The sequence below is a fragment of the Pseudorhizobium flavum genome, from assembly GCF_044142885.1.
GTDB classification, from domain to species: domain Bacteria; phylum Pseudomonadota; class Alphaproteobacteria; order Rhizobiales; family Rhizobiaceae; genus Neorhizobium; species Neorhizobium flavum.
In genome coordinates this window covers 189964-203481 of record NZ_JBIOKZ010000002.1, presented here as the reverse complement: position 1 = coordinate 203481, position 13518 = coordinate 189964, and the positions used below count along the sequence as shown (strand labels likewise).

At 61.1% G+C, this 13518-nt stretch carries 16 protein-coding genes; 11 read left to right on the top strand and 5 right to left on the bottom strand.

Going from position 1 to position 13518, the window contains the following annotated elements:
- Window positions 1–24: 24 nt before the first annotated feature.
- The gene (locus ACEPP2_RS04525; RefSeq protein WP_395515914.1) at window positions 25–759 is read left to right on the top strand and encodes a hypothetical protein; all 735 of its coding nucleotides are present in this window, start codon (window positions 25–27) and stop codon (window positions 757–759) included.
- 21 nt (window positions 760–780) lie between these two features.
- Here ACEPP2_RS04525 and ACEPP2_RS04520 read toward each other — a convergent pair whose 3' ends face one another.
- Window positions 781–1248 (bottom strand): Lrp/AsnC family transcriptional regulator, encoded by a 468-nt coding sequence (locus tag ACEPP2_RS04520; RefSeq protein ID WP_077546902.1) that lies wholly within the window; start codon window positions 1246–1248, stop codon window positions 781–783.
- A 231-nt stretch (window positions 1249–1479) separates the two neighbouring features.
- Between ACEPP2_RS04520 and trxB the strand changes: the two genes are divergently transcribed.
- The 4 genes from trxB (at window position 1480) to ACEPP2_RS04500 (ending at window position 5249) form a co-directional block, all read left to right on the top strand.
- Complete coding sequence (gene trxB, locus ACEPP2_RS04515) at window positions 1480–2454, top strand: thioredoxin-disulfide reductase (protein WP_395515913.1); 975 nt, start codon at window positions 1480–1482, stop codon at window positions 2452–2454.
- A 9-nt stretch (window positions 2455–2463) separates the two neighbouring features.
- Complete coding sequence (locus tag ACEPP2_RS04510; RefSeq protein ID WP_077546711.1) at window positions 2464–3366, top strand: LysR family transcriptional regulator VtlR; 903 nt, start codon at window positions 2464–2466, stop codon at window positions 3364–3366.
- Window positions 3367–3780: 414 nt separating this feature from the next.
- Window positions 3781–4095, top strand: coding sequence for an ArsR/SmtB family transcription factor (locus ACEPP2_RS04505; RefSeq protein ID WP_395515912.1), 315 nt, complete (start codon window positions 3781–3783; stop codon window positions 4093–4095).
- A 35-nt stretch (window positions 4096–4130) separates the two neighbouring features.
- Window positions 4131–5249, top strand: a complete 1119-nt coding sequence (locus tag ACEPP2_RS04500; RefSeq protein ID WP_395515911.1) for an alkene reductase — start codon at window positions 4131–4133, stop codon at window positions 5247–5249.
- Window positions 5250–5365: 116 nt separating this feature from the next.
- Here the strand turns inward: ACEPP2_RS04500 and ACEPP2_RS04495 are convergent, their stop codons facing one another.
- Complete coding sequence (locus ACEPP2_RS04495; protein ID WP_052642066.1) at window positions 5366–5629, bottom strand: DUF2188 domain-containing protein; 264 nt, start codon at window positions 5627–5629, stop codon at window positions 5366–5368.
- Between the two features lie 199 nt (window positions 5630–5828).
- Between ACEPP2_RS04495 and ACEPP2_RS04490 the strand changes: the two genes are divergently transcribed.
- The 3 genes from ACEPP2_RS04490 (at window position 5829) to ACEPP2_RS04480 (ending at window position 8972) form a co-directional block, all read left to right on the top strand.
- Window positions 5829–6956, top strand: coding sequence for a calcium:proton antiporter (locus ACEPP2_RS04490; protein WP_395515910.1), 1128 nt, complete (start codon window positions 5829–5831; stop codon window positions 6954–6956).
- 105 nt (window positions 6957–7061) lie between these two features.
- The gene (locus tag ACEPP2_RS04485) at window positions 7062–7541 is read left to right on the top strand and encodes a DUF3597 domain-containing protein (protein ID WP_395515909.1); all 480 of its coding nucleotides are present in this window, start codon (window positions 7062–7064) and stop codon (window positions 7539–7541) included.
- A gap of 165 nt (window positions 7542–7706) precedes the next feature.
- On the top strand, window positions 7707–8972 hold the full coding sequence (locus ACEPP2_RS04480) for a PQQ-dependent sugar dehydrogenase (protein ID WP_395515908.1): 1266 nt from the start codon (window positions 7707–7709) through the stop codon (window positions 8970–8972).
- A 53-nt stretch (window positions 8973–9025) separates the two neighbouring features.
- On the opposite strand, the gene ACEPP2_RS04475 is transcribed toward ACEPP2_RS04480, so the two are convergent.
- Window positions 9026–10228 carry a pyridoxal phosphate-dependent aminotransferase gene (locus ACEPP2_RS04475; protein ID WP_395515907.1) on the bottom strand — a complete coding sequence of 401 codons (1203 nt, stop codon included), beginning with the start codon at window positions 10226–10228 and terminating at the stop codon, window positions 9026–9028.
- 224 nt (window positions 10229–10452) lie between these two features.
- On the opposite strand from ACEPP2_RS04475, the gene ACEPP2_RS04470 reads away from it, so the two are divergent.
- From ACEPP2_RS04470 to ACEPP2_RS04460, 3 genes are all read left to right on the top strand, one after another.
- The gene (locus tag ACEPP2_RS04470; RefSeq protein WP_395515906.1) at window positions 10453–10767 is read left to right on the top strand and encodes a hypothetical protein; all 315 of its coding nucleotides are present in this window, start codon (window positions 10453–10455) and stop codon (window positions 10765–10767) included.
- Window positions 10768–10868: 101 nt separating this feature from the next.
- Window positions 10869–11765 carry a DMT family transporter gene (locus tag ACEPP2_RS04465; RefSeq protein WP_395515905.1) on the top strand — a complete coding sequence of 299 codons (897 nt, stop codon included), beginning with the start codon at window positions 10869–10871 and terminating at the stop codon, window positions 11763–11765.
- 429 nt (window positions 11766–12194) lie between these two features.
- Window positions 12195–12410, top strand: coding sequence for a cold-shock protein (locus ACEPP2_RS04460; protein ID WP_046633016.1), 216 nt, complete (start codon window positions 12195–12197; stop codon window positions 12408–12410).
- A 60-nt stretch (window positions 12411–12470) separates the two neighbouring features.
- On the opposite strand, the gene ACEPP2_RS04455 is transcribed toward ACEPP2_RS04460, so the two are convergent.
- Together ACEPP2_RS04455 and ACEPP2_RS04450 are read right to left on the bottom strand one after the other, a co-directional pair.
- A complete protein-coding gene (locus ACEPP2_RS04455; protein ID WP_395515904.1) occupies window positions 12471–13115 on the bottom strand; it encodes an MBL fold metallo-hydrolase in 645 nt (214 codons plus the stop codon).
- Window positions 13116–13185: 70 nt separating this feature from the next.
- Window positions 13186–13371 (bottom strand): hypothetical protein, encoded by a 186-nt coding sequence (locus tag ACEPP2_RS04450; RefSeq protein ID WP_142588034.1) that lies wholly within the window; start codon window positions 13369–13371, stop codon window positions 13186–13188.
- Window positions 13372–13518: the final 147 nt, after the last annotated feature.

Sequence of the window (13518 nt, the reverse complement as noted above, 5' to 3'; positions counted from 1 at the left end):
GCGTCCCGCGGGAGTGAAAGCTTAATGCCCAGAAAAAAGACCCGGTTTGAAAGCTTCTTCTCGTTTACGCGTCATCAACGCAGATGGGGTGGGCGCAAGCATTCGGATCTACCCGAAGACCTTGAGCAACTGAAATCTACGCTGGTCGAAGCTGATATTAGAACGCCCGAAATGGGCCAGATCAAGTCACTCGACAAGCATATGGACAACCTGCGCATCCAGTTCGCCGGAAAACCCGAACTTCTTTTCCATCATGCCAAGTTGATCGTGTTGGTCCGCCGCGAATTTGACACCCACGAGAATTATCGGCGTTTCCGGGCTCTTTGGGAGCGGGAAAGCGCCTTTCTTCGCGAGCGATCGGATCTGAGATGGCTGGTATCAGCTGCCGACACCTTTGCTGATCACGACGAAGATCCTCTCACGCGGGCTACTGCCATGATGACATCCCTTCTCGTCAACACGATCAAGGTCTGCGAGACCGACCGGTTCATTCACTGTGGGGAGAGCACAACAGTACAGAAAGAGCGCATCAAGCGGGTCAATAATGGCTATCGCGCGTTGTTCGACGGGTTAACTTTCATCAACGTCGGCATTGACGATACGCTTCGCAACATGCGCTGGAGGCTAGAACCTTACTTCGCTCACGGTCCTGCAGGGGAGTTGGCCGCCGAGGTATTCGCGCGTCTTCAGGAACACGACACCGCCTATAGCCGGCTACGGGCCCTCCATCACCGCCAAAGAAACGCTTGGTGGGATTGAAGCCCCACCCCGAGGGACGTCTTACACCTCCACCAGCCCCAACTGCTTCACCTGGCGGATCGTCAGCATGGTGCGCACCGTATCGACGTGCTCATCCGCCGTCAGCTCCTCGATCACGAAGTTCTGGAATACGGTCAGATTTTCGGCCGTGCAGCGCAGCAGGAAATCGCTGTCGCCGGACACCATCCAGGCCTCGCGCACGATCGGCCAGGCCTCCACACGCTTCGCGAAGGATTTGAGGTCGGCATCGGCCTGCCGCTTCAGGCCGACCATGCAGAAGGCGACGAGATCGAAGCCAAGCTTCGGCCCGTTGAGCAGCGCGTGATAGCCTTGGATCACCCCGCCCTCTTCGAGCTTGCGCACGCGCCGGAGACAAGGCGGGGCGGATATCCCCACCCGTTCGGCCAGCTCCACATTGGTCATCCGGCCGTCGCGTTGAAGTTCGCGCAATATCTTGATGTCGATGGCGTCCAGGTCGGCGCGAAGCACGGTCATCCCCTTCGTTTTCCCGAAGCTTTTAGCCGAAAGCCGCTTGAACGCAAGAATGTGCGCAGGCATATCCGCTCCGTCGTGCCAACTGATCTGTTGTTAACGCAAGGCTGCCCTTGATGTAGCGCATGGATCACCCTTAAATGGCAGTAAGAGCGGCAGATTGGCATCGGCCTCCTTATATGAGGAAGCGCGACCGCGCGACGATCGGCCCCGCTGAAAGGAAATTCGATGTCTGCCCGCCATACTGAAGTACTCATCATCGGCTCCGGCCCTGCCGGCTATACGGCCGCGATCTACGCGGCGCGCGCCATGCTGAAACCCGTCCTGATCGCCGGAATGGAACAGGGCGGCCAGCTGATGATCACGACCGATGTCGAGAACTATCCCGGCTTTGCTGACCCGATCCAGGGACCTTGGTTGATGGAGCAGATGCTCAACCAGGCAGTCCATGTCGGCGCCGAGATCGTCAACGACCTCGTTACCGAAGTTGAACTGACTCGCCGTCCCTTTACCGTCAGGACCGATTCCGGCGCCGTCTGGAGCGCCGACACGCTGATCATTGCAACGGGCGCGAAGGCGAAGTGGCTGGGCATCGAAAGCGAGCAGCGCTTCCAGGGCTTCGGCGTTTCCGCCTGTGCGACCTGCGACGGCTTCTTCTACCGCAACAAGGACGTCATCGTCGTCGGCGGCGGCAATTCCGCGGTCGAGGAAGCCCTCTACCTCTCCAACATTGCAAGGACGGTGACCGTCGTCCATCGCCGCGACAGCTTCCGCTCCGAGAAGATCCTGGCGGAACGCCTGTCCCAGCGACCGAACGTGAGGGTCCTGTGGAACACGGAAATCGCCGAGATTACCGGCGAGCCGGCCAAGCCTCCGATGCCGCCTTCGGTCAATGGCGTAAGGCTGCGCGACACGCGGACCGGCGAAGTGAGCGAACACGCAATCGACGGTGTCTTCATCGCAATCGGCCACGCGCCGGCGACAGAACTGTTCAAGGACACGCTCCGGATGAAGCCGAACGGCTATCTCTGGACGGCGCCGGACTCGACCGCCACCAGCGTTCCAGGCGTCTTTGCAGCGGGCGACGTCACCGACGATACGTTCCGGCAGGCCATCACGGCCGCGGGCCTGGGATGCATGGCCGCGCTCGAGGCGGAACGCTATCTTGCCGGCATCCAGCCGATCGTTCAGGCCGCGGAGTGACCGGATAGCATGGGGGTACCTCTCGACTGGGACAAGCTGAGGATATTTCACGCAGCGGCTGAAGCAGGCTCCTTCACCCATGCCGCCGACAAGCTGCATCTGTCCCAGTCGGCCATCAGCCGCCAGGTCAGCGCGCTGGAGCAGGATGTCGGCGTGAAACTCTTCCACCGCCATGCGCGCGGTCTCATCCTGACCGAGCAGGGCGAGCTCCTCTACAGGACGGCCCACGACGTTCTGCTGAAGCTTGAGACGGTCAAGATGCAACTGACGGAGACGACGGAAAAGCCGTCGGGCAAGCTCCGCGTCACCACCACCGTCGGTCTGGGCCAAGGCTGGCTGACGGACAAGGTCCAGGAGTTCCTGCAGCTCTATCCGGAGATGTCGATTCAGCTCCTCCTCGACAACGAGGAACTCGACGTCAACATGCGCCATGCCGACTGCGCCATTCGCTTGCGCCAGCCGCAGCAGTCCGACCTCATTCAGCGCAAGCTGTTCACGGTGCACATGCATGTCTATGCGGCGCCCTCCTACATCAATCGCTTCGGCGAGCCCCACACGATCGAAGACCTCGACAATCACCGCATCATCACTTTCGGTGAACCTGCGCCGAACTACCTCCTCGACGTGAACTGGCTGGAAAACGCCGGGCGGTCTTCCGACAATCCGCGGGCACCTCACCTTCAGATAAATAGTCAGACGTCTATCAAGAGAGCCTGCCTCCTGGGGATCGGCATCGCCGTCCTGCCGGACTATATCGTCGGCCGCGATCCGGGGCTCATCCAGTTGCCGCTCGCGGCCGACATCCCCTCCTTCGATACCTATTTCTGCTATCCGGACGAGATGAAGAACGCCGCGAAGCTGAAGGTCTTCCGCGACTTCATCGTCGCCAAGGCGAGGAACTGGAACTTCTGAGAAGTTGTACTGGGCAGATGCCCAAGTCCTGCGCATGCTGCATGGCTGGCCTGCAGTTTTGACCATTGTTCAGTGCACAAAAAACCACCATATCGCACACAGCTGATGCACATGGTGGCTTTCCTCCCAGTTCCACCGCAGCAGCTGTTCCCCTCTGGAGGTTTTTTGACCTTCACACTTATAGGGCCCTGGAGCGATCCGGTGGCCCTTTTTTTTGCCCCGATGCTGGCCCGGCTCTTGCCGATTAAAACGAGCCTCCCATATTGCGTCGGGTTGGCTGGACTTGGCAACCTGCAGTTGCCGCTTCAGCTGTTCCCCTCTGGAGGTTTGACCTTCACACCTCGGGCCTGGAGTTTTCTCCCGGCCCTCTTTTTTGCCTCTTAAAATCGGAAAAGTTCGATCTATATATCGCCTATGGACGATATAACCTCGATTGATCACGTCGATATCCTGAAGGCCTTGGCCCATCCCACGCGGCTGGAATTCCTCAACTGGATGCGGGAGCCGGAGAAGCATTTCACCTCCCAGCTTCATCCACTGGAGATGGGCATCTGTTCGCAGCAGTTCGAGAAGCGCTGTGGTCTTTCACAATCGACAGTCTCGGCCCATCTGGCCGCCCTCGACCGGGCTGGTCTGGTGGAGATCAGCCGTGTCGGCCAATGGTCCTTCTATCGCCGCAACGAGCCAGCGATCCAGGCTTTCCTCTCTGAGCTGAAAGACAGGCTCTGATTACCTCACAGCATCCTCCCAAGGAAAGGACTTCCATGACCAGTCTCTTCGACCCGATCAGGATCGGTGACATCGATGTCGCCAACCGTATCGCCATGGCACCGCTCACCCGGAACCGCTCCCCGCAGGCGATCCCCAACGACCTGAATGCCACGTATTACGAACAGCGCGCTACCGCCGGTTTGATCATCAGCGAAGGCACGCCCGTCAGCCAGCAGGGCCAGGGCTACGCCGATGTGCCCGGTCTCTACCTCCCGCAGGCAGTCGAGGGCTGGAAGAAGGTTACTGAAGGCGTCCATGCGAAGGGCGGCAAGATTGTCGCCCAGCTTTGGCACGTCGGCCGTGTCTCGCATGTCTCCCTGCAGCCGAACGGCAGCCTGCCTGTCGCACCGTCTGCTGTCCCCGCCAAGTCCAAGACCTATGTTATCAACGAGGACGGCACCGGCACCTTCGTCGAGACGTCGGAACCGCGGGCCCTGGAAGCCACCGAAATCCCCGGCATCGTCGATGATTTCCGCAAGGCGGCTCGTGCCGCGATCGAGGCCGGCTTCGATGGTGTCGAGATCCACGGCGCTAACGGCTACCTGGTCGACCAGTTCCTCAAGACCGGCGCGAACGAGCGCACCGATGACTACGGTGGATCTATCGAAAACCGCTCCCGCTTCCTGCTGGAAGTCGTCGACGCCGTGGCTGCGGAAATCGGCGCCGGCCGCACCGGCATTCGTCTTTCTCCGACGACGCCCGCCAACGGGATTTCGGACGAGAACCCCCAGCCGCTGTTCAACTATGTCGCCGAGCAACTGGCCAAGCGCAACCTGTCCTTCATCCATGTTATCGAAGGAGCGACCGGTGGTGAGCGCGGCTTCCAGTACGAAGGAACTGCGTTCGACTACGACACCTTCCGCAACGCCTATCGCAATGCCGGCGGCAAGGCAGGCTGGATGGTGAATAATGGCTATGATCGGGATGCGGCAACGGAGGCTGTCGCCAGCGGCCGCGCCGACCTCGTCTCCTTCGGGCGTCTGTTCATCGCCAATCCCGACCTGGTGGAACGCTTCCGGTCCGGTACCGCGCTCAACACGCCCGACCGCGATACCTTCTACGGTGGAGGCGCGAAGGGCTACACCGACTACCCCTCGCTCGAAGCGGCCTGATCTTGAGAGGGGTGCCTTCGGCGCCCCTCTTCCCCGGGCAACCCATCGTCCCTCAATCGCCTGCATGATCGGTGCCACTCGGTTCCGGACAGAATGTCCGTCTGAAAAGTCCGCGATCAAGCCTGACGCTGTTCGTCCTCGCCGTCGACCACCTCTGCCTCAGGACGATCGCCGCCGTCGCTGTACTCGGTGTGCCAAACGCCGTTCTCGTCCTGCCAGCTGATTTCTTCCGGCTCGCCACCGACCTGCTGCTCCGCTGCCACGATGCGGGCCGCCTGCAGGGCATCGGAATGCGTGGCGAACGTCTCGGAATAGACGTCACCGAGACGATAGGCCCAGCCACCATCATGCTGGACGACCTTGTAGACAACCTTGGTCATGCTTCTCACGTCCTTTCTTTCGCCCGTCGCGCCGGGAACGCCCCGGCGCAACAGGTTCTGAGAAAGTGTCGTTGGCGCCGCGAGGTTCCAGTGCAGGGAGAAATATGACATCAAACCGGCAGGGCCGCAAACCACCCCCGGCCAGACTTGATGCGCCGCTCCGGCACCATAGATAGCTGCACAGACTGAGGAACAGCCAGTGGCGCCCGCATCGATTCTGAAACAGGAAAGGCTTCTGCCGGTCGCGGCAGCGACTGCGGGCCTTTTCTTCTTCACCGAACATTCGCTGCTGGAGATGGGGCAGACGGCTGCACTCATTGCCTCAGCCGCGCTGATCGCCGTCATCGTCCTTGCGTCGACGCGCGTCGCCCACCACGCCGAGGTCCTGGCCCGCAAGGTGGGCGACCCCTATGGCACGATGATCCTGACGCTGTCGGCCGTGGCCGTCGAGGTCCTGATCCTCGCAATCATGATGCGTAGCGCGTCGTCGCCGACCCTCGTCCGCGACACGATCTACGCAGCGGTGATGCTGGACATCAACGGCATCCTCGGGCTCGCTGCGCTGCTGGGAGGGCTGCGGCACGGCGAGCAGTCCTATAATGACGATTCCAGTCGCACCTATAGCGTGATGATCCTCACCGCGATGGGCATCTCCATGGTGGTACCGGAGTTCGTTCCGCGGGATCGCTGGCATCTGTACTCAGCCTTCACCATTGGCGCCATGGTGGCTCTTTACGCCCTCTTCCTGCGCATGCAGGTTGGCACCCACAGCTATTTCTTCAGCTACAGCTACCCGACAACCCATCGACGGGCCGCTGCGAGCGCAGCCGCTCAGGGGGCGGCCGAGGAGCCAGAGCACGATCCGGCCGAGGAATCCGCTGCCATCTCCATCGGCGTGATCCTGGTCGGCGTCATCATCATCGGCGTGCTTGCGGAATTCATGTCCACCCTCCTCAACGCCGGACTGGAGGGTACCGGCGCCCCGCCCGCAATGATGGCGGTGGTCGTGGCCACGATCTCGGCAGCGCCGGAAATACTGACCGCGCTACGCGCTGCGCTTCGAAACCAGATGCAGGCGGTGGTCAACATAGCACTCGGAGCGTCGCTCTCCACCGTCATCCTGACGGTCCCGGTGATGGAGGCGATCGCCCTCTATACCGGCCAGCCCTTCCTGATGGCGATGACCCCGGTCCAGACCGTCATGGTCGCCATCACTTTGATCGCGGTGGCCATCAACCTGAACGACGGCCAGACCAATGCCATCGAGGGCATGACGCATTTCGTCCTCTTCGCAACCTTCGTGATGCTGACCATCCTGGGACTGTAATGTACGGACGTTGCAGTGCTGCGCGCGATCCCATCGAACCTGTAGGTCTGTTGCAAACTGCAATAGTCGCCCTAGCTTCCACCGAAGCAACAGGAGGTGTGCGAAATGGGTATATTCGACAAGATCAAGAACGCGATCTGGAGAGAGGCAAAGGCGGCTCCCGCTCCGACATCATACGCGGGTGCAACGCCTTCAGCATCGGCATCCGCGCCCGGCGGCGTAGCCACACCGGCGGCACCGTCCGCTCCGACACCCTCCGCGCCGGCACCCTCCGCGCCGGCAGCCCCGGCACCATCCACTAACGCCTCTACGGACACAGGTTCGGCTCCGGTCGACGTAGCACCGATCCTCGACGCCGCCGTGAAGAAAAGCGGTCAGAAGCTCGACTGGCGGCGCTCGATCGTAGACCTGATGAAGGCGCTGGACCTAGACTCCAGCCTGTCGGCCAGGAAGGAACTGGCGGCCGAGCTGAATTACACGGGCGACATGAATGATTCCGCCACCATGAACATGTGGCTTCACAAGGCGCTGATGAAGAAACTTGCCGATAACGGTGGCAAGGTCCCTGCCGAGTTGACCGACTGACACCGACAATCGATGTTTCAGGCCCGCCCTCACCGGCGGGCCTTTCTCATGGATAAACATAACTTGATGGCCGCGTGTTCAACGGCTTGGCCATGACGCCCTAGATGAGGTCCACAACCGGAAGCCTTCGCTTTCCGGGAACTTGTCATAGAAGGGAGATCAATCATGAACCGTCTGCTCGTGCTTCTGTCCGGTACCATTCTCACTGCGGCATTGTTGTCGGGGCCGGCCTTGGCACAAGAAGGTGCAGCGCCAGCCACCGGGAACGAGAACACGCAAAGTGGCGAGCCGGTCGAGACGAAGCCCGCCAACGCACCCGACCAGCAGCCCGCATTCGCCGGTCAGACGCGGGCGCCGCAGCCGGCCGAGACTGTCGAGATCGAGACGGAGGTTGTCGCCCAAGACTTGCCTCATCTCTGGGCAATGGAATTCCTTCCGGATGGACGAATGCTCGTCAACGCGAAGCAAGGCGCCATGCACATCGTCTCCGCCGAAGGCGAAGCCGGGCCTGCACTGGAAGGCGTGCCTGAGGTCCTCTCCGATGGGCAGGGGGGCCTTCTGGATGTCGCGCTCGCGCCTGACTTCGAGTCGTCCGGCATGATCTTCTTCTCCTTCTCCGAACAGCGGGACGACGGCAACGGGACGTCGGTCGCCTCGGCCAAGCTGGTCACGGACGATCAGGGCGGCGGAACGCTCGAGGACGTCCAGGTGATCTTCCGGCAGATGCCGAGCTATGACGGCAACAAGCACTTCGGATCGCGGCTGGTGTTTGGCCCGAACGACGAGCTCTATGTCACGGTCGGCGAGCGGTCCGATCCCGAGCCGCGCGTTCAGGCCCAGGATCTCTCCAGCGGGCTCGGCAAGATCTTCCGGATCGACCGGAACGGAGAAGCGCTGCCCGACAATCCCTTCATCGGCCAGGAGAATGCCCAGCCCGAGATCTGGAGCCTCGGTCATCGCAACCTTCAGTCGGCGACACTGGATGGGCAGGGTCGTCTCTGGACCGTCGAGCATGGTCCCCGTGGGGGTGACGAGCTGAATAGGCCCGAGCCCGGCAAGAACTACGGCTGGCCGGAAGTGACCTACGGTGTCGAGTACAGCGGCGATCCCGTCGGCGAAGGCATTACCCAGCAGGCAGAGACCGAACAGCCGGTTTATTACTGGGATCCGGTCATCGCCCCTTCCGGCATGGCCTACTACGATGGCGACGCCATTCCGGAATGGCAGGGCGCGTTCCTCATAGGCGGTCTGGTGTCACAGGGTCTCGTCGTGGTCCATATGGACGGTGACCGCGTACAGTACGAGGAGCGAGTTCCTCTCGATGCCCGCATCCGGGACGTGAAGGTGGGACCGGACGGTGCGGTCTATGCGGTCACCGAGCAACGCGGCGGCGGCGGCTCGACGATCGTCAAGCTCACCAAGGCAGGCTGACGAAAAAAGGCCCGCCGGAGCCGGCGGGCCCCTTTCAAGAAGTCGCGTCTTGCTTAGCGGCAGGCCGCGCAGAAGCGCTGGATCCGCTTGCAGGCTTCCTCCAGTTCCTCCTCGGAGGTCGCGTAGGAGATGCGGAAGTTGGGCCCAAGGCCGAATGCCGAACCATGCACGACGGCCACGCCCTCGGCTTCCAGAAGCTCGGAGACGAAATCCTCGTCGGTCTCGATCACCTTGCCGGACGGAGCGGTCTTCCCGATCAGGCCAGCACAGGACGGATAGACGTAGAAGGCACCTTCCGGCGTCGGGCACTTGATACCGGTCGCCTGGTTGAGCATCGAGACGACGAGATCACGGCGGCCTTCGAAGATCTTCTTGTTCTTCGCCACGAAATCCTGCGGTCCGTTCAGCGCTTCGACGGCCGCCCATTGGGCGATCGAGCAGGCGCCGGACGTCTGCTGGCCCTGGATCATGTCCATCGCCTTGATCAGCTCCAGCGGCCCGGCGGCATAGCCGATGCGCCACCCGGTCATGGCATAGGCCTTCGAGACACCGTTCATCGTCAGCGTCCGGTGATAGAGCTTCGGCTCCACTTCGACCGGGGTGGCGAACTTGAAGTCACCGAAGGTCAGGTGCTCGTACATGTCGTCTGTCAGGACCCAGACCTGTGGATGCTTCAGGAGAACGTCGGTCAGCGCCTTCAGCTCGCTGGCGCTGTAGGCCGCGCCCGACGGGTTCGAAGGCGAGTTGAACAGGAACCACTTGGTCTTCGGGGTAATGACCTTTTCGAGTTCTTCCGCCGTCAGCTTGAAGTTGTTCTCCTGCTTCGTCGTGACGAAGACCGGGGTACCGCCGCACAGGGCGACCATTTCCGGATAGGAAACCCAGTAAGGCGCCGGAATGACCACTTCATCGCCGGGATTAAGGGTTGCCATGAAGGCGTTGAAAAGAATCTGCTTTCCGCCAGTTCCGACGATCGTCTGCTCCGGCTTGTAGTCCAGGCCGTTCTCGCGCTTGAACTTTTCGGCGATCGCCTTGCGCAATTCCGGAATACCGGAGACCGGCGTGTACTTCGTCTCGCCCCGGCTGATCGCGTCGATCGCAGCTTTCTTGACATTGTCCGGGGTATCGAAATCCGGCTCACCGGCACCCAGGCCGATGACATCGCGGCCCTTTGCCTTCAACTCGCGAGCTTTCTGGGAGACGGCAATGGTAGCGGATGGCTTTACGCGAGAAAGTGCGTCGGCAAGAAAGGCCATGATATCAAGTCCTGGAAAGTCGGTTGAACACTGCGGACCGCGCGCCGGAACCGCCGAAAGCTGTATGTCGAATGTGGGACCGGGTTTCAAGCCGAAAGCGAGCGTCGCTCGACCGCTGTGATCCGGCATTTGCCGACCTTCGAACAATTGCGCTTCGTCTGCCCAAAATCCGCCCTTCTTCCATCGCCTCCTGTATCAGGTGTGGAGCGCGATGGAGACGGACGATGTTCATCGACGAAAAGAGGGTAGCCCGCAGGTTCGCATTTTTGCGTTCGCCGTTTTCGATCGCCATCGCGGCGCTGGCAGCCTGTGTTGCCATGATGCTGGTCCTCATTGAAGGCCCCATGGGCGCTAGCGAGCTACCGGTTACATTCTCCGCGGTCCAAGCCTTTCGTCCGATCTCGGCCGTTCTCGATCCGCGCTTGGCCTTCATCGTCACCATCGGCGGCTTTCTGCTGATGGCAGGCGGTGGCTTCATCCTCTCGCGGCGCAGCTTCCGCGACGTCTTGAAGGCCGAGAACGAGCGCGGACGCGACTAAAGCCGAGCCCACCTCCCTCACCTGCCCTTGATGCGCGACGCAGCCGCTGCTAGGCATCGCGTCCACGCCAGCGTCACCCCTCACCCAGCCGACCACGCTCCATGACCCGCATCCAAGCGAACCTTGTTCTGTTGCTCGCCGCCGCAATCTGGGGCGGCGGTTTCGTCGCGCAGTCGACTGCGATGGACAATATCCAGCCCTTCTGGTTTGTCGGCCTGCGCTTTGCCATTGCCGCACTCGCCGTGCTGCCCTTTGCCTGGCTCGAAAGCCGCAAGGCCACCACCCAGCTTGGCCGCCGGGACTGGCTTGCTTTCGCAGCGGTCGGCCTCGCCCTCTTCGGCGGCGCGATCACGCAGCAGATCGGGCTTCTCACCACGACCGTCACCAACTCCAGCTTCCTCACTGGTCTCTACGTCGTCTTCGTCCCGCTAATCTCCGTCATCGTCCTGCGACGCTACCCGCACTGGATCATCTGGCCTGCAGCGGCCATGTCGCTCACCGGCATCTTCCTTATGAGCGGGGGGCAACTGACCAATCTTACACCAGGTGACTACCTGACGATCGTCTGCGCATTCTTCTGGGGCGTTCAGATCATTCTTGCCGGGCTCTTCGTCACATCCACCGGGCGGCCCCTGGCGCTCTCCTTCGCGCAATTCGCCACCTGCTCGGTGCTCGCGCTGTCATTCGCAGTCCCGACAGAGACCATCGGCTGGGAGGTCATACGGGCGTCGGCTGCCGAAATCCTCTATGTTGGCTTAATCTCGTCCGGCCTGGCATTCGTGCTGCAGGTCATTGGCCAGCGCTATACGACCGCACCACAGGCCGCCATCTTCCGGTCGAGCGAAGCCTTGTTCGGCAGCTTCCTCGGGGCGCTCCTGCTGGGGGAGATACTGCCGCCGATCGGCTATGTCGGCTGTGCCATCATCTTCACGGCCATGCTCCTGGTGGAACTGGTGCCGGAGCTAACCCGTCGCAGATCCCGAAGCGTCACCAGTTGAACGCCCGCTACTGCCTCGCAGCTAACCGCCATTGACAGAATGTCTGCACCACCAAGCGGACTGTTTAGAGCAGCAGAACAGGTCAGGTTTCTACTTCAGTTTCACTGCGAAATCTCGCATTGTCCGGAGTATACGACGCACCGACTCAGCCCCTTCCGGTGACGCAAAACTTTTTCTTGCCAATTCCCAAGAAACACAGCACTCTGTGCAAGTTCGGGCAATTTACGAGCATGGGAAGACCTATAATAATGCGCTCCGAAGGCGTCAAAACTTCGGGCGGACTTCTGGGGACGGAATCGAAGTTCACCAGCCAGATAACCGCGGTAACGACAGGGACCCTTTCTTAAAGCTGCCTGCCGCCCGCCCTTCGGGGCGTTTCTGTGATGCTGTCCGCCGCTGAACACGGACAGGAAGAAAAGGACCTGATGCATGGCCGAGACTGGCACTGTAAAATTCTTCAATACCGACAAGGGCTTCGGCTTCATTAAGCCAGACAATGGTGGCGCCGATATCTTCGTTCACATCTCTGCTGTACAGGCTTCTGGCCTGTCCGGTCTTTCGGAAAATCAGAAAGTAAGCTTCGACACGGAACCGGATCGTCGTGGCAAGGGACCCAAGGCGGTCAACCTGCAGATCTCCGGTTAAGCCTGGAAGGCTTTCCATTCGAGTTGAGGCCCGGCAGTCATGCCGGGTTTTTTTATGCCTCTATCCCTGCAGGAACGGATTGCTCCGCCGCTCCTCGCCGATACGACCGCCAGGGCCGTGGCCGCAGAGAAAACCGACATCATCGCCCAGCGGCAGAACCTTGTCCCGAATGGAGCGGAGAAGGGTGGCATGGTCGCCACCAGGCAGGTCGGTTCGCCCGATAGAGCCGTTGAACAGCACGTCCCCCAGGTGCGCAAACCGCTGCTCCCGGTGGAAATAGATCACATGGCCGGGCGCGTGGCCGGGGCAATGGTAGACATCGAAGACATGCCCGTCGAAGGAAACCTGCTCACCATCGGTCAGAAATCGGTCGGGCTCTAGGTTCCGAACCTTCATCGGCACACCGAACATCTTCGCCTGGGCTTCTAGCCCCTGCAGGAGCGGCAGGTCATCGCGATGAGGTCCGATAACCTTGACCCCGAGCGCCTGCCGCAATTCATCCGCGCCCCCGGCATGGTCGATGTGGCCATGCGTGAGCCAGATTTCGCGGATGGTCAGCTTGTTGCCATCGATTGCCTCGACGATCCGCTCCACGTCGCCACCCGGGTCGATGACCACGCCCCCCTTCGTGTCAGCGTCGAAGAGGATGGTGCAATTCTGCTGGAAGGGGGTCACCGGGACGATACCGGCCTGCAATCTGCCCATGAGGAACTCCACAATCTCGGGCCGATCTACAATGCCTTTGGCGAGGGTGGCAAGGCTTGTGCGGGCGAGCCTAGTTGGAGGCCGTCATGTAGGCGCCATTTGCAGATACCGGCGGTGCGAAGGATGCAGTGGCAAGCAACAGGGCAGAAACGGCAACCTTTGCGGTAAAGACGGTGATCAGCAGCGGCCGAAGCGAGTTCGACGGAGACTGCTTTTCGGGAGCGTCTGCCGTCTTGGGAGTGTCTTCTGTATGCATTGTCTCTCTCCGATCTGTATGGACATGGCAACGGCGCTACCCCGGCATCGGTTCCTCAAAAATAATGCTTTGCTCCTTCGCCGCCGCCGCGCGGCTCCTGCCCGCTCTTTCGCGGGAACAGGATGGATTCAAGGTGGTTACGACACG